At 32.5% G+C, this 21,081-nt stretch carries 17 protein-coding genes and 1 pseudogene; 14 read left to right on the top strand and 4 right to left on the bottom strand.

From position 1 onward, the window contains the following. Together GXK57_RS19060 and GXK57_RS19055 are read right to left on the bottom strand one after the other, a co-directional pair. Positions 1 to 741 (bottom strand): threonine/serine exporter family protein, encoded by a 741-nt coding sequence (locus GXK57_RS19060; RefSeq protein ID WP_160679386.1) that lies wholly within the window; start codon positions 739 to 741, stop codon positions 1 to 3. A gap of 120 nt (positions 742 to 861) precedes the next feature. Continuing rightward, positions 862 to 1,038: a hypothetical protein gene (locus GXK57_RS19055; RefSeq protein WP_160679384.1), complete on the bottom strand. Its 177-nt coding sequence runs from the start codon at positions 1,036 to 1,038 to the stop codon at positions 862 to 864. A 668-nt stretch (positions 1,039 to 1,706) separates the two neighbouring features. Between GXK57_RS19055 and GXK57_RS19050 the strand changes: the two genes are divergently transcribed. The 7 genes from GXK57_RS19050 to GXK57_RS19020 all read left to right on the top strand — a co-directional run bounded on the left by GXK57_RS19050 (position 1,707) and on the right by GXK57_RS19020 (position 9,867). After that, complete coding sequence (locus GXK57_RS19050; RefSeq protein WP_160679383.1) at positions 1,707 to 3,233, top strand: YjjI family glycine radical enzyme; 1,527 nt, start codon at positions 1,707 to 1,709, stop codon at positions 3,231 to 3,233. Continuing rightward, positions 3,223 to 4,077 (top strand): YjjW family glycine radical enzyme activase, encoded by an 855-nt coding sequence (locus tag GXK57_RS19045; protein ID WP_160679381.1) that lies wholly within the window; start codon positions 3,223 to 3,225, stop codon positions 4,075 to 4,077. Before GXK57_RS19050 ends, GXK57_RS19045 begins: the two co-directional genes overlap by 11 nt. A gap of 524 nt (positions 4,078 to 4,601) precedes the next feature. Then, positions 4,602 to 5,714, top strand: coding sequence for a DEAD/DEAH box helicase (locus GXK57_RS19040; RefSeq protein WP_160679379.1), 1,113 nt, complete (start codon positions 4,602 to 4,604; stop codon positions 5,712 to 5,714). 541 nt (positions 5,715 to 6,255) lie between these two features. After that, positions 6,256 to 7,053 carry an amino acid ABC transporter substrate-binding protein gene (locus GXK57_RS19035; RefSeq protein WP_160679377.1) on the top strand — a complete coding sequence of 266 codons (798 nt, stop codon included), beginning with the start codon at positions 6,256 to 6,258 and terminating at the stop codon, positions 7,051 to 7,053. Between the two features lie 8 nt (positions 7,054 to 7,061). Then, a complete protein-coding gene (locus GXK57_RS19030) occupies positions 7,062 to 7,745 on the top strand; it encodes an amino acid ABC transporter permease (RefSeq protein WP_160679375.1) in 684 nt (227 codons plus the stop codon). An 11-nt stretch (positions 7,746 to 7,756) separates the two neighbouring features. After that, the gene (locus GXK57_RS19025; protein WP_160679373.1) at positions 7,757 to 8,497 is read left to right on the top strand and encodes an amino acid ABC transporter ATP-binding protein; all 741 of its coding nucleotides are present in this window, start codon (positions 7,757 to 7,759) and stop codon (positions 8,495 to 8,497) included. Positions 8,498 to 8,859: 362 nt separating this feature from the next. Continuing rightward, positions 8,860 to 9,867, top strand: a complete 1,008-nt coding sequence (locus GXK57_RS19020) for an LCP family protein (protein ID WP_160679371.1) — start codon at positions 8,860 to 8,862, stop codon at positions 9,865 to 9,867. A gap of 236 nt (positions 9,868 to 10,103) precedes the next feature. On the opposite strand, the gene GXK57_RS19015 is transcribed toward GXK57_RS19020, so the two are convergent. Further along, complete coding sequence (locus tag GXK57_RS19015) at positions 10,104 to 11,813, bottom strand: methyl-accepting chemotaxis protein (protein WP_160679369.1); 1,710 nt, start codon at positions 11,811 to 11,813, stop codon at positions 10,104 to 10,106. Between the two features lie 322 nt (positions 11,814 to 12,135). On the opposite strand from GXK57_RS19015, the gene GXK57_RS19010 reads away from it, so the two are divergent. Genes GXK57_RS19010 through GXK57_RS19000 form a run of 3 tightly spaced genes read left to right on the top strand, consistent with a single transcriptional unit; the run spans position 12,136 to position 13,698 of the window. Continuing rightward, on the top strand, positions 12,136 to 12,873 hold the full coding sequence (locus GXK57_RS19010; protein ID WP_160679367.1) for a hypothetical protein: 738 nt from the start codon (positions 12,136 to 12,138) through the stop codon (positions 12,871 to 12,873). Between the two features lie 33 nt (positions 12,874 to 12,906). Then, on the top strand, positions 12,907 to 13,107 hold the full coding sequence (locus tag GXK57_RS19005) for a hypothetical protein (protein ID WP_160679365.1): 201 nt from the start codon (positions 12,907 to 12,909) through the stop codon (positions 13,105 to 13,107). Between the two features lie 21 nt (positions 13,108 to 13,128). Next, positions 13,129 to 13,698, top strand: a complete 570-nt coding sequence (locus GXK57_RS19000; protein ID WP_160679363.1) for a nitroreductase — start codon at positions 13,129 to 13,131, stop codon at positions 13,696 to 13,698. An 82-nt stretch (positions 13,699 to 13,780) separates the two neighbouring features. Here GXK57_RS19000 and GXK57_RS18995 read toward each other — a convergent pair whose 3' ends face one another. Beyond that, positions 13,781 to 13,978, bottom strand: a complete 198-nt coding sequence (locus tag GXK57_RS18995) for a hypothetical protein (protein WP_160679361.1) — start codon at positions 13,976 to 13,978, stop codon at positions 13,781 to 13,783. A gap of 584 nt (positions 13,979 to 14,562) precedes the next feature. Here GXK57_RS18995 and GXK57_RS18990 point away from each other — a divergent pair. From GXK57_RS18990 to GXK57_RS18975, 4 genes and pseudogenes are all read left to right on the top strand, one after another. Next, positions 14,563 to 17,214, top strand: a complete 2,652-nt coding sequence (locus GXK57_RS18990) for a glycoside hydrolase family 9 protein (protein ID WP_347709103.1) — start codon at positions 14,563 to 14,565, stop codon at positions 17,212 to 17,214. Between the two features lie 40 nt (positions 17,215 to 17,254). Then, positions 17,255 to 19,228 (top strand): annotated as a pseudogene (locus GXK57_RS18980) (glycoside hydrolase family 48 protein); the annotation flags it as partial. After that, a complete protein-coding gene (locus GXK57_RS27000; RefSeq protein ID WP_347709102.1) occupies positions 19,202 to 20,041 on the top strand; it encodes a cellulose binding domain-containing protein in 840 nt (279 codons plus the stop codon). The pseudogene GXK57_RS18980 and the gene GXK57_RS27000, both read left to right, overlap by 27 nt. Before the next feature lie 190 nt (positions 20,042 to 20,231). Continuing rightward, positions 20,232 to 20,972 (top strand): hypothetical protein, encoded by a 741-nt coding sequence (locus GXK57_RS18975; RefSeq protein WP_160679357.1) that lies wholly within the window; start codon positions 20,232 to 20,234, stop codon positions 20,970 to 20,972. Positions 20,973 to 21,081 lie beyond the last annotated feature (109 nt).

Here is a 21,081-nt window from a genome sequence, read left to right as displayed (position 1 = left end):
TTATATCAGCAGTGCAGTTATAACTCCTGCACACACAGCTACTATAATAATAAGTGCCTCACAAAACTTAGCTATTCCTGCAGAAAAGTATCCAAAAATAACATCCTTTATTCCATTAGTAAGTACCACACCTGGTAAAAGTATCATTATTGATCCTGTGATCACATTATTTTGGTTAATAGGAGAATATAGTAAATGAGCTAATAAGCTTGTACCACCTATTACAAAACCCGATAAGTAATTTTTGAAAAATTGGGACATATCGAATGCAGCAACCTTTTCTAATATTATATAAGTAATAAAACAAATAAATATTGAAGTAATTCCGTCCAAAAGAGATCCATTAAAAAATAAAGAATATACAAAGCCTGTCATGCAAGCAGCCAGGGTACGTACAGGTAGTGTAAAAGTTGGGGAGTCTTGTATACCTTCCAAAGTCTTTTTAGCATCATCATAATTCATTAAGCTCTTTTTTAGTTTACGTGAAAAGGCATTAATCAATTCAATTCTATATAAATCAACTTGTTTTTGACAAACTTTTTTCATTGATGTAATTTTGTTAGCGTCGGTAGTCTCGATGGAAAGCAATATACCATTTGACATGGCTAAGCATTCTGCACTTAGCCCATAAGATTCACAAATAGAAGAAACGGTTCCTTCTATCCTATGAGTCTCTGCACCATTTTCTAGTAATATACTTCCAGCTATAAGAGCAATTTCGCTCACATTTTCTACTGTCATAAAAAAATCTCCTTTGATGTAGATTATTCCTAACATTGTCCATTTAATATGGTACCAATAAAGAAAATTCTTTGCAAGGAGATTTGTTACATTATATTAATAAGATTATCAGAGAATTTATTACTTTCTTGCTTTTGCTTTGGATACGTATTCAAGAGCGGCGAAAAATAAAAATATTATACCTAAAAAGATATAAGTTTTACCGCTGGCAGTAGATATAGTAATAAAGCCTGTACCACAGAATAGAACTGTACAGAATATATAAAGATAAAGCATTATGTTTTTAGTTTTTTTCATAGAAATTCCCCCTAATTATATTTAGGCTCTGTTAAAGTACCGTGTTGATATTAAGTGTTCAGTCATCCGATGCTTCATGACCACTGAATTTCAACAATATTATTAAACATAGCCTTTATTTAAATAAACATCTATACTTTAATTATAGTATTATTTGTAGTTTGTGTATATAAAGATATACAACTTCATTTGGAAATCTGTTTAAAGTTTCTCTTGGTTATGAGATGATAGTTTAAAGATAAAATTTAAATATGGAGTGATACATATTTAATACTAGTTTATTGAATTTAAAATAATAATAACAAATACTTCTGATATAAGTAAAAAGTTATGTTTTTCTAGACTGAAAAGATAGTGTATAAGCACATGTTTATTTAAAAACTTAGATTAATGGATTATAATAAAGGTATACTTAAAGTTGTACTACTTCAATATAAAATTTAATGTAAAATTTGGACCTGTTAAAGTAACCTGTTGAAATTAACTAATTAGTCATCGAATGCTTTGATTAGCTTGCGAAAAGAATTAATATTATTTTATATGAAAAAGATCATTTAATTTTAATTGATTGCTTAGATAGCCTTTTCCTCGTAAATATTTAATTTCAACAGCATTCTTAAATTTAGCAAATATAAAATATAACAATTGATAAAATAGGAGGAGTTTTTATGATATCTAAAGTTAATGATATTCTTGATATTGCCACAAGTAAAAGTTATACTTACCAGCAGAAGTTGTACAATCTAGCTAATGTTGCTGAGAGGCTTTTAGATCCTCGTGAAATTTTAGGATACACTGATGAGGAAATGGAATATATAGAAACAGAAATGATATGTGACTTAAATGAAGGTTATGCTTTATATAGACCAAGATATATAGTTCCTGATTATTCAGTCTTAGTTGAAAAAGGGTGCCAATTTTTAGATTTACAACCTCCAGCAGATTTGGACGAGTTGCTTGATAGTCTATTAATACTATATTCCCATATTCCATCAATAACTTCATTCCCTGTTTATATAGGAGATTTGGATAAATTGATGGAGCCTTTCATCACTGATGAAACTTCCGATTATAAAAAGATTAAAAGGTTCTTAAATCATGTAGATAAAACTATAGTTGATTCATTTTGTCATGCAGACATTGGTCCAGAAAAGACAAAAGCAGGAGAACTAATACTAAAAGCTATAGTTGAGCTTCAGAATCCTACACCTAACATGACCATAAGATATGACAAAGATATAACTCCAAGAGATTTTGCTCTAAAGGCTGCGGAGGCATGTCTTAAGGTTTCTAAGCCATCCTTTAGTAATAATAAGAAGTATACTGAAGACGTTGGAGATCATAGGATTGTAAGCTGCTACAATGCTTTACCAAATGGTGGAGGAGCATATACCCTTCCTAGATTAAGACTTGGAACAATAGTAAAAGGTGTCACTTCCTTAGATGAACTTCTACAGGAAAGGTTGCCTAAAATAACTAAGGCTATGGCAACCATGATGGACAAGAGGATAAAATTCCTAGTGGAAAAATCTAACTTCTTTGAAAGTTCTTTTCTTGAAAAAGAAGGCTTTATTAAGAGGGAAAACTTCTCAGCTATGTTTGGAATAGTTGGTTTAGCTGATGCAGTTAATTACATCTTAGAACTTGAAGGGGTGGATGAACGCTTCGGAACTTCAAAAAGAGGTGATGAAATAGCTCATAGTATATTAAAGCTAGTAGAAAAGATTGCAGAGGAGCATGAAGCTGTTTATTGTGAAAGGACAAACAATAAGTACTTATTACATGCCCAAGTAGGTGCTAGCTTAAGTGAGGAAGATCACAATAATACTCCAGCTCACAGAATACCAGTTGGAGAGGAACCAATACTTCCGATTCATATAAAGCAAGCTATGCCTTTCCATGTGTATTTTACTTCAGGTACTGGTGACTTATTTGCTTTAGATCAAACTTACTTGAATAAACTTGATGCGGTAGTAGATATAATAGACGGGGCTTTTGCTTCTGGTGGAAGATATTTGACTACCTACCTTCATAATACAGATCTTATAAGAGTTACAGGATATCTTGTTAAGAAGAGCGAGATAATGAAGGTAAGAGAAGGCGAAGCGGTTCTTAGAGATACGGATATTTTAGGAACAGGCTCTAATACAATGGCTCATGTCTTAGACAGAAGAGTTAGAAAAGATGGAAAGTAGAGCTACAGTAAATAAAATAATTCCTTTTTCTAATGTGGACGGCCCTGGCAATAGGCTTGCTATATTTTTTCAGGGGTGCAATATACATTGTGTTTATTGTCATAATCCTGAAACTATAAACCTTTGTTACAAATGTAAGCTATGTTTGCCTGGCTGCCCTACAAAGGCTATAAAGGAAGGTTTAAATAGTATACAGTTTGACAATAAACTATGTGTAGAATGTGACCAATGTATAAAGGTATGTAAAACAAATTCATCTCCTAGAACTACGGATTATACTGTAGATGAGTTGTTATCAATAATAGAAGAATATAAGTTGTTTATAAGAGGTATAACTGTGTCAGGTGGGGAACCAACCTTAAAAGCTCCTTTTATAACTGAACTATTTAAAAAAGTTAAATCTTTAGGACTTACTTGCTTTGTAGATACTAATGGATTTTTTGATAAAGAAGAAATATCAGAGCTTATTTCTGTAACTGATAAATTCATGGTTGATATAAAAGCAATTGATAACTTAGAGAGCCTATGCGATACCATGATGAGTAATAATGTTGACAACTTAAAATATCTTCTAAGTCTCGACAAAGTATATGAAGTTAGGACTGTACTCATTGAAGAGTTGATGGATTTGGACAACACCGTAGATACAGTTGCCAATATTGTTAAAGATTTTCCTGAAGTAATATATAAGCTTATAAGAGTTCATACAGAAGGTTTAAGAGAAGATCAAAAAGAAAAAATTAAAGACAAAATACCTTCACGAGCTCGTATGAAGGAAGTAGAGGAAAGAGTTAAAGCTATTGGAGTTAAAAAAGTTGAGATAATAGATTTTCCAAGCATTTAAAAATTAAGCTCTGTTAAAGTACTGTGTTGAAATTAAGTGGTCAGTCATCCGATGCTTAGATGAGCTTGCGCAAATAATTAATATATCTAAAATACCTTTAAATTTATAAAGCCATGCATGAGAGTAAGCTAAAGAGCTCTGTATGCATGGCTTTTTTCCTGCCAGATTTTCCTTATGTACATTCGGAAAGGCAGATGTGCAAAAAAGTTCACTTCAGCGACTTTTTTAAAAAGTTTAACGTTGAAGTTTTATACCTTTCTATGATATTATGTTTAAGCGATGTTTTAAGGGCAAGATAGATTATTTAAAAGCTTAAACTCTATAAATTTTCCTAGAAAATTTAATTCTGAGTTTAAGAATTGAAGTAATACCTCTTTTATAATAAGTAGATTTCAATTAGCAGATAATATGTTATATCTACTGAATATAGGGTTTTCTTAATTAATTGTTAATCTAATAACAAGAAATTAAATACGGATTTGAGAAAATTAAAATAAATTTGCACTAACGGAAAGGGAAATAAAATGAATTTTAAAGAACTAGGTATCAGTGAAGAATTAACGAAAGTACTTAAGAAATCTGGAATTACAGTACCAACTCAAATACAGAAGGAAAGTATAGAGTTTGTTAGATCAGGAAGAGATGTTATAGCAGAGGCTCAAACAGGAACAGGAAAAACCCTTGCGTTCTTACTACCTATGTTTGAAAATATTTGGCCTAAGACAGATAACATTCAAGCTCTAATATTAACTCCTACTAGAGAGCTGGCTATTCAGATAACAGAACAGGCAACGAAGCTGGCTGAAGCTAAGAATATTAATATATTAGCAGCTTATGGTGGTAAGGATATAGATGGACAGCTTAGAAAATTAAAAGGGAATATACATCTTATAATAGCTACTCCAGGAAGATTGTTAGACCATATAAAAAGAAAAGCAGTGGACCTTTCAAAGTTGAAGACCCTAGTTTTAGATGAAGCGGATCAAATGCTTTTAATGGGGTTTAAAAATGATGTGGAAGCTATAATAAAGGAAACTTCAAAGAAGAGACAGATACTTTGCTTCTCAGCAACAATGGATGCACAGGTAAAGAAGCTGGCATATAGATATATGAAAGAGCCAATAACCATTACAATAAAAAAAGCTAATGAAGTGACCCTTGACAATATTAAACAAGAAGTTGTTGAAACTACAGATAGGAATAAAAAGGATGCACTTTGTAAGGTTCTTGACGAAGACAATCCTTTTATGGCTATAATATTCTGCAGAACTAAAAGAAGAGCTGATGAACTAGAAGACACACTTCATAGTCGTGGTTACAATTGTGAAAAACTTCATGGAGATTTAATTCAATCGAAGCGTGAAAAGGTTATGAAGTCCTTTAGAAAAGCAGAGATACAATACTTAATTGCTACAGATTTGGCTGCAAGAGGTTTAGATGTAACTGGAGTAGATCGTGTTTACAATTATGATATTCCTGAAAATGCTGAAGCTTACATTCACCGAATAGGTAGAACTGGGCGTGCAGGTGCAGAAGGATATACTTGTCTTTTCATAGATCCTAAGAATAAAAGAGATTTGGAAGAGATAGAGAAAGAGATAAAGTTTAAAATTCCTAGAAGAAATATAGAAATATAAGCTTTAGAAAATGGTTATCTGATTATTTTAGAGAGTACTCAATTGTTGTACTGTAATATAAACCCACAGATAGTTAAGAAAATTTAATAGTTTAATATAGACACAGGGCTTTCTAATTAAGGAAAGTATCTGTGTTTTTTTACTTTTCTAGACTAGTGAAAGATTCTAATGGCTAAACCTAGTAATTACGACTATTAAGAACATCTACTTATTGTAGATATTAAATAATAAAACTTATTTTAAAGCTGATATCGATTTCATAATCTTATGAAAAATACTCAGAGTAAAGAAGCTTAATATATATATTGAAAAATTATAAAAGCTATAAATATATATAATAAAAATCTAAATACTGGAGAAAATAAAATTACTTTAATGATAAGGCTATATTATATAAGTTAACAGCCTATAACTCATGTGGAAATTACTAATATTTATAAGCTTTTACATGTAACATATTACCTGTTGACTACATATATAATAAATGATAACATACAAAACATACTAATATGACTAAAACACTAGGAATTGAGGGAGAATAATGAAAAAAATTGCATTACTTATGGGAGCACTTTTAATAGCAACAGTTGGATTGGTTGGTTGTGCATCTAAAACAAAAGAAAGCACAACCTCTACAAATCTATTAGAAAGCATAAAGAAACAAGGTACTATAAAGGTAGGAACAGAAGGAACTTATGCTCCGTATACTTATCATGATAGCAATGGCAAGCTTGTAGGCTTTGATGTAGAAATAGCAGAAGAAGTTGCTAAAAGATTAGGTGTAAAGCCTGAGTTTATAGAAACAAAGTGGGACGGAATGCTTGCTGGACTTGATGCAAAGAGATTTGATATTGTGGTAAACCAAGTAGGAATTAGTGAAGAAAGAAAAAAGAAGTATGATTTTTCAGATCCTTACGTAACTTCAAGAGCGGTTCTTGTAGTAAAGAGCGATAATACAACAATAAATACTTTTGAAGACTTAAAGGGAAAAAAAGCTGCACAAACTCTTACTAGTAATCTAGGAAAGTTAGCTCAAGCAAATGGTGCTGAGATAGTAACTTCAGATGGATTTAATCAATCTATTGATTTAATACTTGCAGGTAGAGCAGATGCAACTATTAATGATAGTTTATCCTTCTATGATTTGAAGAAACAGAAGCCTGATGTTGCAGTAAAGATAGCTGCGGAGAAGAAAGATGCAGATCAAGATGGTATACTTATAAACAAAGGAAACAAAGAATTAGTAGATGCAATAAATAAGGCTTTAGCTGATATGAAAAATGATGGTACCTATTTAAAAATATCCAATAAATATTTCAATGTAGATGTATCTAAATAGGGTTTAAGATGAATCTTGACGAAAGCACTTTAAGAATAATTAATATACTTACAGATTCATTCTGGCCAATATTGAAAGCAGGCTTGGTTTTTACCATGCCTGTTACCATCATTTCATTTATATTAGGTTTGATTTTAGCACTTTTTACCGCATTATGTAGATTGTCCGATCTTAAGATACTCAATGGCATTGCAAAGTTCTATGTTTGGATAATAAGAGGAACTCCACTTTTAGTACAGTTATTTATAATTTTTTATGGTTTACCTAAAATAGGAGTTATTTTAGATCCATTACCATCAGCGATTATAGCCTTTACCCTTAGTGTAGGAGCTTATAATTCAGAAGTCATAAGAGCGGCAATTTTATCTATTCCAAAAGGCCAATGGGAATCAGCGTTTTCTCTAGGGATGAGTAGAAGTAAAGCTCTAAGAAGGATAATTTTACCTCAAGCTACAAGAGTATCAGTACCTCCACTATTCAATTCTTTTATAAGTTTAGTAAAGGATACTTCTTTAGCTGCAACTATAACCCTAACCGAGATGTTCCAGGTAGCGCAAAGAGTTACAGCAACTACCTATGAGCCCTTATGGCTTTATACTGAAGCTGCTGTAGTTTATTTGATCTTCTGTACGGTACTCTCTGCAGTTCAAAGAAGAATAGAGTTAAGATTAGAGAAATATGTAGCTAAGTAACGGAGGGCACAATGATTAATATAGGTAAGTTAGACAAGTTTATTGGAAAAAATCATATTTTGAAGTCAATAGATTTAAATATAGAAGAAGGTAAGACAACGGTAATAATAGGTCCCTCTGGATCTGGTAAAACTACTTTACTTAGATGTATGAATTTATTAGAAATACCTAATGAAGGAGAAATCACTTTAGGGGATACCACTATTAAGTTTCATAGTAACGCCAAATTATCTGAAAAAGAAATAATTTCATTCAGAAAGCAGACTGGAATGGTATTTCAAGGCTTTAACTTGTTTCCACATATGAATGTGCTCCAAAATATAATGGAAGGACAGGTTACAGTATTAAAACGTTCTAAGGATGAGGCAAAAGAGAAATCAATGAGGTTACTTAGTAAAGTTGGATTGTCAGAGAAAGCTAATAATTACCCCTATGAACTATCAGGAGGCCAGCAGCAAAGAGTGGCTATAGCTAGAGCAATGGCAATGGAACCTAAGATTATACTGTTTGATGAGCCTACATCAGCCCTTGATCCAGAATTGGAAGCGGAAGTTCTTAAAGTAATGAAAGAACTAGCAGAAGAAGGTATGACCATGGTAGTTGTAACTCATAATATGAATTTTGCTAGGGAGGTTGCCCACAAGGTGGTATTTATGGAGGAAGGAAAGATTCTCCAGGAGGGAAGTCCAGAAGAGATATTTAGAAATCCTAAGAATGAAAGAATGAATAGATTTTTGAATATTTTAAAATAGAAAAGACTATTTTTAAGTGAAAGCATTGTAGATAACGAGAAATTCTATAATGCTTTTATTTACTGTCTAGGAATATATAAAAAATCTTTTATTCCAAGGAAAATATAGCTAGATATCAGTTTTATGGTAATTAAGTTTATAAATATTACATCAATTTGTAACCATTATGTTTATAATGATTCGATAAAATAATATACACTAGTAATATCAAGGAATTGTGTGAGAAATATGGATTATTTCATCAAAAAACATAATATTCTTGTGAAAAAAAAATAATTTTGTGGTAGAATACTAAATGTGAGATTTAGCATTAAAGAATTTAGTATTTAAAAATTGGAGAATAATATAATTGGAGGACGAAAATGGCAAAAAAAGATAAACATAAAAAGAAAATGAAAAAGTCTACGAAAATAGTTTTAATTTCTGTAACAGCGGTATTAGTATTTGTTTTAGTTTTTGGTTCTGTTGGGTTATATAAGCTGTACTCTGATACTCTTGGTGGAATAAAGAAAGATACTATATCTAAAGATGAAGTAAATAGGAGTATAGATCAGGATATTAAAGATAAGTATGATGATAGTATAATAAATATAGCGTTACTTGGAGTAGACAGACGAGCAAATGATACAGGAAGATCAGATGCAACTATGTTTGTTACAATAGATAAAAAGCATAATAAACTTAAGCTTACATCTATAATGAGAGATAGTTATGTAAGTATTGATGGACACGGAATGGACAAGCTTAATCATGCCTTTGCTTTTGGTAAAGGAGAACTGTCAATAAAGACAATGAACCAAAACTTCGGACTTAATATCAAAGACTATGTAGTTGTTGATTTTGGTGAATTAGCAAACATAATTGATGCTATAGGTGGAGTAGATATTAATGTAAAACAAAGTGAATTTACAGAAACAAACAAATATATACAAGATGTTGCAAGAGAAGTAAATAAGACAGCTAGCTCACTTTCAGCACCAGGAATGCAACACTTAAACGGTATACAAGCAGTTGGATATTGTAGAATAAGATATAATGATAATGACTTTGCAAGAACAGATAGACAAAGAGAAGTTTTAGTAGCTATGTTTAATAAGATTAAATCAACAAGTCCAACAGAACTTCCAGGCGTAATTAAGAAGGTATCACCTTATTTAGAAACAACTATAGGAGCTTCTGATTTACTTAGCTTAGGTACTGGAGTACTTAAGAGTGGTATTGGAAATATACAACAACAAATATTCCCAATAGAAGGACTAGATAACTGTAAGGGTGGACTTATTAAGGGAACATTCTACTTTACATACGATAAGGATGCTTTAAAGAAGAGAATTCAAAACTATGTATTTGAAGATGCTGCTGCAAAGTAGAGTATATTAATAAAAAAACAAGATAATTTTAATTATCTTGTTTTTTTTAGTTCTATGGAATAATATTTCAATATAAATTCATTATAAGATTTTTAGAGGTTTTATTACATTATGTATTTAGTTAAGAAATATATTAGGTAATTCGATAAGCTTATGATTGAATCCGATTTACTTATGAAAATCCTGAAAAATATAATTAGTAGCACCTTAAAGTATAATTATATAGTTTAGAGCTGTTATAACTTAAATTTACTAATAGCACTTTTTAGATTTTCTGCATTGTCTCTTGAATCGCTAGCCTTTTGCAATACCTCTGAAGAAGTTTCGCTAATACTTATAATCCTGCTTGCAATATTTGTGCTTCCGCTAGCACCCTCCGTAGATGCATCTGCAACTTGCTCTATAGTTCGAGTGATATCTTGAATTGATGCCAATAACTGTTCTGTAGTAGAGCTGAACTCATTAACTAGTTTGTCAACATAATAAGCATCATTGCTGTACTTCTCAGTAACCTCAAGCATTTTTTCATAGTCTTTGTTTACATCTTCAGAAACGAAGTTTAATAATCCAGTAGAGTTGTCAGCAAGATTACTAACAGCCAATGTAACTCCTTTAGTAATTTGTTGGATTTCACCAACTGTATCTTTGGATTGCTCAGCTAAACCTCTTATTTCATCGGCAACAACTGCAAATCCCTTGCCAGCTTCTCCAGCTCTAGCCGCTTCTATTGCTGCATTTAAAGCTAAAAGATTTGTTTGCTCGGTTATTTCAAGTATGGATGAAGATAGTATGCTTATTTTTTCTACTACCTTTGAGTCATCAATTGCTCTTTGTAGAGATTCTTTAGTACTATTTAATACCTTTTGTGCATTTTCTTTAGATATAATAAATTCATTACGGGCATTTTCGGCTCTTTTGTTAATCTGGGAAGCTTTATCTGCACCATCCATAGATTTCTCTGATATATCCTGTATAGACTTTTCGATTTCTTGTGAAGTCGCAGAGATTTCTTCAGCAGAAGCAGCAGTTTCTTCCATTCCAGCAGAAAGCTCCTCAGTGGTTGAAGATACTTCATCAATGCTTATAGAAAGAGAATTAATCATATGATTGATTTCATCGCTTCCAACAAGTATACTTTCAGTTCCAGAGCTAATTTCACTCATAATTTGTCTAATATTAGCAATAAACATGTTTAGACTAGTAGCCATTTGGCCAATTTCATCCTTAGAATTTACTTTGATCTCTTGAGTTAAGTCTCCACCTTTTTCAACTAAAGTATCTAAATCCTTTTTTACTGTATTTAAGGATTTAGAAATTTTAGCAGTTATAAATAAACCATAAATTATTGAAAGTAAAGCCATAGTACCTATTATAATTATTGAAACAATTTTAGCTTTATTATATTGGTCATCTCCATCAGCACTAGCCTTTGCAGACATAGTCTTATTAAAATCTACTAACTTTGATAATGCGGATGATGCATTTGTAAAAGCTGTTTTCCCTTCAGTATTCATAATCTGCATAGCATCGTCAGTTTTTAGATTTCTGCTAAGAGTAATTATGTTTTTATGCAGTTCAAGATATTTAGTCCATTCTGTGTTAAAAGTACTGTATAGTTTTTTATCCTCATCATTGTATAAAGACTTTGAATAACTAGTCATCTCATCAGTTATAATGTTGTTTGTTTTTTCTAATTCTGTTTCTATAGAACTCATGACATTAGCATCAGTAGATAAGATATGTTCAAATTCTAGTATTCTATAATCTGAGGTTAAAGTGTTTATTGATTGAGAATGCTTGACTCCCTCTAACCATATATCATTTATGACTGTAGAACTAGAATTTACTTTATTCAATGTAATCAAAAAATAGATTCCTAAGATGAACATTGAAAGTGCTAGAATTGTAACTAACATAATAAGTTTACTTTTAATTGTTTTTAACATAAAATTTCTCCTTTTGCTTTTATCTTTTTTAGTTAGATAGAAGTTTTTCATTTGTTAATATAGATTAGATATCAGATACATAATTTATATTTCGAAGGGAAGTGTAATAGGATTGACTGGAAATTAAGTGAAAATATTAGTTTGGGTAGGTGATTAACCTCCTATAGTAGCCACCATACAGTATAAGTGAGTTTTTTATACAGATTACTACTAAATTACTAATATTTATTTTTTATAAAAGTTGTACATCTGAAGGTTTGTATTTATTTATAATAGAATATATAATTGAGATATATTCTATGAAACCGAGGTTAGTATTTTTATGGAGAGATTATACGATACATATACTGATGAGGATTTAATAATCTTAATAGGTAAGAAAAATAACGTTGATGTTAAGGTTGTTTATGAAAGAGACTTTCAACTAGATGATTATGTAGATAGTAACTTTGAAATTCTTTGTTACTCACCATTTTATAAGATATTGAATAATGGACACAGGCATATTTATGAAAAAGAGTTATATAGGGATTTAAGTAATTTAAAAATAACGTATAGCGAAACTGGTGACTTGGAGGAAGTTGGATTACTTTCTGAAGGCATCTACATTCCTTTTTATATTGATTACCATCAATCAAAAGTAGCTAGTCATATTAAAGAGCTTATAGGTGATATAAGTACTTCTTTTGAAAATTATGTGTTTGATAACTTTAAACATATTAGTTTGCATGCTTTAGGAGTACTTTATTTTTATGATGGTGAAGCTATAGATATAAATTTGACCATTGGAACTTCAGAGGAAAAAGAAGCTTTAGAAAAAGAAAAATATGATACTGAGTATTTGGGCAATTACTCAATTAGAGCTACTATGGAAGAATATTTGAAGCACAAACTTGATACACTTATATTGAGTATTGCTAAAGATGAAAAAGCTGATGAAACTGAGATTCTAAAGTATATTGTAGAAAGCATAGATAATAATTTAAGTGAGATAAGCTGGAAGAACAAAACTTTAACTGATGACCACTTTACTTATCATACTGCTTCGATGTATGATTAAATACTAGTATCCTATTTTACAGGAGGTAAAGAAATGGAAGAAAAAGAAATAAAGGAACTGTTAGAGGCATTACGAGATGACATAAAGGACATAAAAGAAAGAGTAGAAAAAATTGAGAAAAATCAAGTTCAAGTTGCAAATGAAGAACACAAAAACTGGCATATGCTAGCGGATAAACTAGATGTATATGACAAAGTATTATATAAGATGTTCGGTAAGATGCCGGAAAAATAATTAAATGAGAAGGTGAAATTTATGGAGGTATTAGAAGCAATAAACACAAGAACTTCCATAGGAAAAGTAAAAGATGAGCCTATACCTAAGGAAGTTATAGAAAGTATAATTGAAGCAGGTACTCATGCACCTAACAGATATTTAACTCAACCTTGGAGATTCTTTGTTATAAGTGGTAATGGAAGAAAAGCTTTATCTAAGGTTATGGAAGATATAGTAGTAACTTCTGGAGTGGATATAGCGAGTGAAGATGGAAAAAAGAAGTTAGAAAAGGAAATAAACAAACCTTTTAGAGCGCCAGTTATTATTGCAGTGGCGGCAGAAGTTACTGAAAATAATAAGGCTTTAAGGATTGAAGAACTGGGTGCGACTTATGCGGCAGTGGAAAATATGCTTTTAGCAGCACATGCTTTAGGAGTAGCAGCCTTTTGGAAAACTGGTAAGGCATGCTATCATATAAAAATGAAAGAATTTTTTGGGTTAAAAGAAAAGGATGAGCTAGTAGCTTTGGTTTACTTGGGATATGCTGATATGGAAAAGAAACCTACTGTAAGAAAGCCTGCTTCAGAACTCACAAAATGGATAGAGTAAACTTATAATTTTATAAGTATGTATTACAAAAGCCATGGATAAAGGGAGATATTAGTCTGCCTTTTATCCATGGCTTTTGTAGTTATTTAGATACATTAGTATACCCATTACTAAATCCTTGTAAAAAACCACCTTGAAGATCTTTTATTGATAAGATTAAACATATTATTATTAGGATAATTGATAGTACTCTAAGTTTTCTTAGAGATTTAATTTTTATACCTAATACAAAAAGAATTATAGAAACAATTAAAATTGTAGTCAAAATTATATCACTCATGTGAAGTTCCTCTCAAGACACTTTAAGTTTTATAGAAATAATATATAAATATAAAGTTATTAAGTTTATATATTGTGACATTATTAACAAACTTATAATATCATAAGTATTTAAATAATTCCATCTTATGTTGATTTGTTCAGCATAAGATGGAATTTATTACATTATTAAGAGTATTTATTTGTAAAAATTAACAAATAAGCAAATAGATATCAAAATAAATTTTAAAATGATATTTTTTTAAAAACATATTTACAATTGCAAGTATAATGAGTTACAATGACATTACAGAAACAACTTGCTAGATTTTTACAAAGTTAAAAGTATGTGGACTTTTTAAACCATTCTTAAAAACATTTCGAAGAAAAGCTATACAAATCTCAATAATATTCCAAAAAAATATTCCAAGTTGAAGTAAGAATTGTAATTAAAATCATAGTTAGATTTATCTAGTGCCTGTTTTAGATAGCTTTGCGCGAAGCTTTAATAATATATTATTATCTGAATTTCTTAATTTTAAGGGAGATGATATATTGAAAAAATTGCTTAGTCTATTTTTAAGCTTATCAATGATTGGTACTGTTATGCCCATGAACAGCGCTTATGCTGTTACTGGTACAAGCCAGTCTGGTTACAACTACGGTGAAGCTCTTCAAAAGTCTTTAATGTTTTATGAGTTACAGAGATCAGGAAAATTACCAGAGGATAGAAGAGATAACTGGAGAGGTGACTCTGGGCTAAATGACGGAAAAGATAATGGATTAGATTTAACTGGAGGCTTCTATGATGCAGGAGATCATGTAAAGTTTAACTTACCAATGTCCTATTCTTCAACTATGCTTGCTTGGAGTGTATATGAAGCTAAAGACCAATATACAAAAAGTGGTCAGCTAAAATATGCACTTAACGATATAAAATGGGCCAATGATTACTTTATAAAATGTCATCCATCACCAAATGTTTATTATTATCAAGTGGGAGATGGGGTAAAAGATCACGGATGGTGGGGGCCTGCAGAAGTTATGCAGATGGATAGGCCTTCCTATAAGGTTGATCTTAATAACCCAGGTGCCACTGTAGTTGCTGAAACTGCTGCCTCACTTGCATCAGCCTCAGTAGTTTTTAAGGATAGCGATGCTGATTATTCAGCTTTATGCTTAAAACATGCAAAGGAGTTATTTAACTTTGCCGATACAACTAGAAGTGATAGCGGATATACTGCTGCAAATGATTATTACAAGTCTTATAGTGGATGTTTAGATGACTTAGCTTTTGCGGCTGTCTGGCTATATATGGCTACTAACGATAAAACTTATTTGGATAAAGCAGAAAGCTGTATAAGTTCCTTAGGTACAGATGCATATAAATGGGCACAAAGCTGGGATGACGTCAGGTATGGAGCAATCTTAATGCTTGCGAAGCTTACCAATAAACCTATTTATAAACAAAGTACAGAAAGGCATTTAGATTGGTGGTCCGTAGGTTACAACGGAGATAAGATAAAATACACTCCTAAAGGGTTGGCTTTTTTAACTGAATGGGGATCACTGAGATATGCAGAAGCTACAGCATTTTTGGCTTTAGTATACTCTGACTGGTCAGGCTGTGATGCTAGTAAAGCAACTGCTTATAAGAGCTTTGCAAAATCTCAAGTAGATTATGCTTTAGGAAGCTCAGGAAGAAGCTTTGTAGTTGGATTTGGACAAAATGCACCAACACATCCTCATCATAGAACTTCTCAAGGTTCATGGGATGACGACAAACAAGATCCAGTAAATTCAAGGCATGTTCTATATGGAGCTTTGGTTGGAGGACCTGGTGGTGATGACAGCTATGTAGATACAATCACAGATTATACAAAGAATGAAGTAGCTTGCGACTATAATGCTGGGTTTACAGGAGCACTTGTAAAGCTTTATGGAAGCTATGGCGGCGACCCGATAGCAAACTTTAATGCTAATGAGGTAAAAACTAATAATGAATACTTTGTTGAAGCAAAGGTAAATTCTTCTGGTAATAATTTTGTTGAGATTGATGCATTCTTAAACAACAAAAGTGGATGGCCAGCAAGAGTTTCAGATAAATTATCCTTTAGATACTACATGGATCTAACAGAAGTAATAAACGCAGGATATACAGCTAATGATATCACTGTATCTACTGGAACTAATGAAGGAGCTACGGTTTCAAAACCAATAGCTTACGATGTAGCTAAAAATATTTACTATGTAAATGTTGATTTTTCAGGTACTAAAATCTATCCTGGCGGTAAGTCTGCCTATAGAAAAGAAATAGTTTTTAGAGTTTCTGCACCTTCTAGTGTTGTATGGAACAATAGTAATGACTTTTCTTACAAAGAACTTTCAAATAGTGGAGCGTTGACAACCTGTTCAAACATCCCGGTATATGAAGGTACAACTAAACTTTTTGGAGTAGAACCAATAAATGATATATCAATGACAGCTAAAATTACTTCACCTGTAAATGGAGCAGCCTTCGATCAGTTTAGCACTACTAATCCTATAGTGATAAGCTCAGATGCTACCATATCTAAAGGAACTATAAGCAAAGTGGAGTTTTATGCAAATGATACAAAGATAGGTGAAGCAACTGCAGCGCCATACAAGGCAAATTGGGTACCAACAGGTTACACAACAAACTTAGATGGTTATGAAAATATAGCTTTATATTCTAAGGTGATTGATAGCTTAGGAAACTCAGTTAACTCTGAAAAGGTTAACATAAAAGTTAAGCTTCCTATAAAGCCAGCACCTCAGCCACAAGGGAATATAAAAGTACAAGCCTTCAATGGAATCACCTCAGGGTCAACGAATTCAATAAGTCCTAAAATAAAGCTAACAAATACTGGTACAACAGCAATAAATCTTTCTGATGTAAAGTTAAGATATTACTACACCATAGATGGCGATAAAGGTCAAAGTTTTTGGTGTGATTGGGCTACCGTTGGCTCTAGCAATGTTACTGGAACCTTCCAAAAGCTTGCAAGTCCAAAGACTAATGCAGATTATTATCTAGAAGTAGGTTTTCCAGCAGCAGCTGGATTGTTGAATCCTTCACAAAGTGTTGAGCTGTCTTTAAGATTTGCTAAAAATGATTGGTCCAATTATAACCAAAGTAATGATTATTCCTTTAATGCTTCTTCATCAGGTTATACTGACTATAACAAAATTACCTGTTATGTTTCTAATAATTTAGTGTTTGGTATAGAACCTTAGGTTCTAATATCATAAATATAAAAAAAAGGGGAAAAGAAAAATGAAAAAGAAGATTGGTCTACTAGTCACCATGGTAATGACTTTGTCGGCTGTTACAGCTTCTGGAGGAGGGTTTACTAAAACCAGTACTGCAAAAGCTGCAACTCTAAGCGAATATCAACAAAGATTCGCAACACTCTACAACAAGATTCATGATTCAAAGAATGGATATTTTAGTCCACAAGGTATTCCTTATCATTCAGTTGAAACCCTTATGGTTGAAGCACCTGATTATGGTCACGAAACTACTAGTGAAGCTATGAGTTATTATGCTTGGCTGGAAGCAATGAATGGAAGGTTCACAGGTAATTGGAATGGACTAACTAAAGCTTGGGATACTATGGAAAAATATATGATTCCAACTCATGACGATCAACCAACCAATTCAACTTATGATCCTAATAAGCCAGCTACTTATGCTGGTGAGTATGAAACACCTGATAAATATCCTAGCCAGCTTCAGCCAAGTGTTCCTGTTGGTAAGGATCCTATAGCAAACGAATTGAAATCAGCCTATGGAACAAGTGATATCTATGGTATGCATTGGCTTCTAGATGTTGATAACTGGTATGGTTATGGAACAAGAGCAGATGGAAAGACAGCTCCATCTTATATAAATACCTTCCAAAGAGGAAAACAAGAGTCAGTTTGGGAAACAGTTCCTCAGCCTTCCTGGGATGAAATGAAGTTTGGTGGAAAGAATGGATATCTTGATTTATTTACTGGTGATTCAAGTTATTCTAAGCAATGGAAGTATACCAATGCACCAGATGCTGATGCCCGTGTAGTTCAAGCTATGTATTCAGCTGATAACTGGGCAAAACAACAAGGTGTAGATCTTTCAAGTCTAGTTCAAAAGTCCTCTAAGATGGGAGATTACTTAAGATATTCCTTCTTTGATAAGTACTTTAAGAAAATAGGATCACAAGATATTAATAGTGCAGGTACTGGATATGATAGTTCTAGCTATCTAATGTCATGGTACTATGCATGGGGTGGTGGAATAGGAGCCAACTGGTCTTGGAGAATAGGTTCAAGCCATGATCACTTTGGTTACCAAAATCCATTAGCTGCATGGGTACTTTCATCAAATAGCGATTTTAAACCTAAGTCTGCTAATGGTGCTGCAGACTGGGGAAAGAGTTTGAATAGACAATTGGAATTCTACCAATGGTTACAATCTTCAGAAGGAGCTATAGCTGGTGGAGCTACTAACTCTTACAATGGAAGATATGAAAAATATCCAGCAGGTACATCAACCTTCTACGGTATGGCATATGTACCAAATCCAGTATATGAAGATCCAGGCAGCAATACCTGGTTTGGTATGCAGACTTGGTCTATGCAACGTATGGCTGAGTACTACTATAACACAGGAGATACCAAGGCTAAGGCAATATTAGATAAATGGGTAAAGTGGGTTAAACCAGAAGTTAAGCTTAACGTAGATGGTACTTTCCAAGTTCCTTCAACTATTGACTGGTCAGGTCAACCAGATACTTGGAATGGAAGTTACACTGGCAATCCAAACCTTCATGTAAAGATAGTTAATTACTCTACAGACTTAGGTGTTAGTGCCTCACTTGCAAATACTTTACTATACTATAGTGCAGCAACTCAAAAATATACTCCTACAGCCTTTGATGATAAGGCCAAATCAATAGCTAAAGAATTACTAGATAGAATGTGGAAGCTTTACAGCGATGATAAGGGACTTTCAGCTCCAGAAGCTCGTGCTGACTATCATAGAATGTTCGATCAAGAAGTATATGTACCAAGCACTTTCTCTGGTACAATGCCAAATGGTGATGCTATAAAACCTGGGGTTAACTTCTTAGATATACGTTCAAAATACAAAAATGATCCTGACTATGCAAAGGTTAAAGCTGCATATGATAAGGGAGAATCTCCAGTATTTAACTATCATAGATTCTGGGCAGAATGTGAAATTGCTATAGCAAACGGAACTTACGCAAATCTTTTTGATAATGCAACTGTTCCTACAAACACCGTTAAGACAGCTATAACAACACCAACTGAAGGTCAAGTTTTTGACAATAGTACAACTGCTAATCCAATAACAATATCAGCAAATGCTACAACTGACAATGGAACTATAGCAAAGGTAGAATTCTTTGCTAACGGTACTAAGGTTGGTGAGTCAACAACTAGTCCTTACAAGGTTACTTGGACTCCAAGCGGATACGCAAATAGTGCTGATGGAGTAGACTCCTATGCATTAACTGCTCAAGCTACAGATACCTCAGGACTAAGCAGTGTTTCCTCTAAGGTAAATATTAAGGTGAAACTTCCTGTAAAGCCAAAGCCAGTAGGAAATGTAAGCCTTCAATTCTTTAATGGAAATACCTCAACTTCAACAAACTCAATAGTTCCAAAATTTAAGGTTACCAATACAGGAACTACATCAATTAACTTATCGGATCTTAAGTTTAGATATTATTTCACAGCAGATGGAGCTACAAGCAATAACTTCTGGTGTGACTGGGCAAGTGTTGGTTCTTCAAATGTAACTGGTAACTTTGTAAAACTAGCTACAGCTGTAACTAATGCAGACACTTACCTAGAGGTAGGCTTCTCAACTGCTGCAGGAACCTTAGCACCTGGTGCTACAGTAGAAGTAGCAGGAAGATTTGCTAAGGCAGATTGGTCAAATTACAGTCAAAGTAACGACTATTCCTTTAATGGAAGTGCTTCAAGCTATGCTGATAACAGTAAAGTAACAGCTTATATTGGTGGCACTCTTGCAAGCGGAGTAGAGCCAAAATAGAAAATGAAAAAGATCGCCATTATGGCGGTCTTTTTTTACCCTTAATATAAATGTGAAATTTTTTATATCACATACCTAATGATTCTTGAATATAAATTCTTGCTATTAAGATATAACTTTAATATAAAAATAGTAACTAAATGATAAATTGTACTTAATATATAATGTATAAATAGTTAGAGGTAGAGCTATGGGAGACTTTGGCAGTAGACAGATAATTGAGGTACGAGAAGGAAACATAACAGATTATTATTCAAGGGATAAAATCATTTTAACTGGAGAGTTTCCATATGTGGAAACAACCTTCGCTAATAATATAGAGCTAATTGTAAAGCCTAGAAAAAAGCAGTTACCCTCAGTTGTTAAGATTCCTTTTAGTGGATATTACTTTCAGTTATTCTTAGGTGATTTTAACGGAGATGGAAGGGATGAAGTATTAGTAAGAGGAAGCTTTTTAGAGGTTAGAGGGTATGCCATAGGTACAATTTATGCTTATGTAGACGGATTGCTTCAGAATATCTTTAATCAAGAGATCTTTACAAGTAGCTATTCCTTTACTGTAAAGTATTTGGATAATTATAAAGTAGACGTATATAGTTTACCATTGAAGGAGAGATACGTAATAGATATTTCTGGTAGAAGCAAGGAATATTTAGAGCTTTTATACAATCCGGATGGAAAAGTAAAAGAAAATGTAGGGCCAGCTATTACTCCAGTAATCGACGTGGATCCTGTAAAATCAATATATGACAATAGTTATAGCCTAATAGTTAAACAAAATATTGTCGGTATAGATAATTACGATGTATTTGCTATTATAGAAAGTTATTTTTCATTGCTAAATAATGAAATAAAGCTCATCAGTATGGGCATCCTCACCTTTGGAAAGAAGGAAGAGAAGATTGAAGTAAACTGCATATGTCCAAGTTAGAGTTCATGTATTTTCTTAAATAAGAATCATAACCTTGCCCCTATACCTTGAGAAAGGCATAGGGGCAAAAAAATTCACTAAGTGTTCCTTAGTGAATTTTTTACAGCTA

This window comes from Clostridium sp. C8-1-8 (assembly GCF_009928445.1).
Taxonomy (GTDB): Bacteria; Bacillota; Clostridia; order Clostridiales; family Clostridiaceae; genus Clostridium_AR.
Note: the sequence above shows the minus strand (reverse complement) of the source record. Positions and strands in the feature narration are given on the sequence as shown.

Bases quoted from the DNA above. Each gene is read 5' to 3' on its own strand.
- GXK57_RS19060 (WP_160679386.1), bottom strand. From the start codon at position 741: ATGACAGTAGAAAATGTGAGCGAAATTGCTCTTATAGCTGGAAGTATA.
- GXK57_RS19055 (WP_160679384.1), bottom strand. From the start codon at position 1,038: ATGAAAAAAACTAAAAACATAATGCTTTATCTTTATATATTCTGTACA.
- GXK57_RS19050 (WP_160679383.1), top strand. From the start codon at position 1,707: ATGATATCTAAAGTTAATGATATTCTTGATATTGCCACAAGTAAAAGT.
- GXK57_RS19045 (WP_160679381.1), top strand. From the start codon at position 3,223: ATGGAAAGTAGAGCTACAGTAAATAAAATAATTCCTTTTTCTAATGTG.
- GXK57_RS19040 (WP_160679379.1), top strand. From the start codon at position 4,602: ATGAATTTTAAAGAACTAGGTATCAGTGAAGAATTAACGAAAGTACTT.
- GXK57_RS19035 (WP_160679377.1), top strand. From the start codon at position 6,256: ATGAAAAAAATTGCATTACTTATGGGAGCACTTTTAATAGCAACAGTT.
- GXK57_RS19030 (WP_160679375.1), top strand. From the start codon at position 7,062: ATGAATCTTGACGAAAGCACTTTAAGAATAATTAATATACTTACAGAT.
- GXK57_RS19025 (WP_160679373.1), top strand. From the start codon at position 7,757: ATGATTAATATAGGTAAGTTAGACAAGTTTATTGGAAAAAATCATATT.
- GXK57_RS19020 (WP_160679371.1), top strand. From the start codon at position 8,860: ATGGCAAAAAAAGATAAACATAAAAAGAAAATGAAAAAGTCTACGAAA.
- GXK57_RS19015 (WP_160679369.1), bottom strand. From the start codon at position 11,813: ATGTTAAAAACAATTAAAAGTAAACTTATTATGTTAGTTACAATTCTA.
- GXK57_RS19010 (WP_160679367.1), top strand. From the start codon at position 12,136: ATGGAGAGATTATACGATACATATACTGATGAGGATTTAATAATCTTA.
- GXK57_RS19005 (WP_160679365.1), top strand. From the start codon at position 12,907: ATGGAAGAAAAAGAAATAAAGGAACTGTTAGAGGCATTACGAGATGAC.
- GXK57_RS19000 (WP_160679363.1), top strand. From the start codon at position 13,129: ATGGAGGTATTAGAAGCAATAAACACAAGAACTTCCATAGGAAAAGTA.
- GXK57_RS18995 (WP_160679361.1), bottom strand. From the start codon at position 13,978: ATGAGTGATATAATTTTGACTACAATTTTAATTGTTTCTATAATTCTT.
- GXK57_RS18990 (WP_347709103.1), top strand. From the start codon at position 14,563: ATGCCCATGAACAGCGCTTATGCTGTTACTGGTACAAGCCAGTCTGGT.
- GXK57_RS18975 (WP_160679357.1), top strand. From the start codon at position 20,232: ATGGGAGACTTTGGCAGTAGACAGATAATTGAGGTACGAGAAGGAAAC.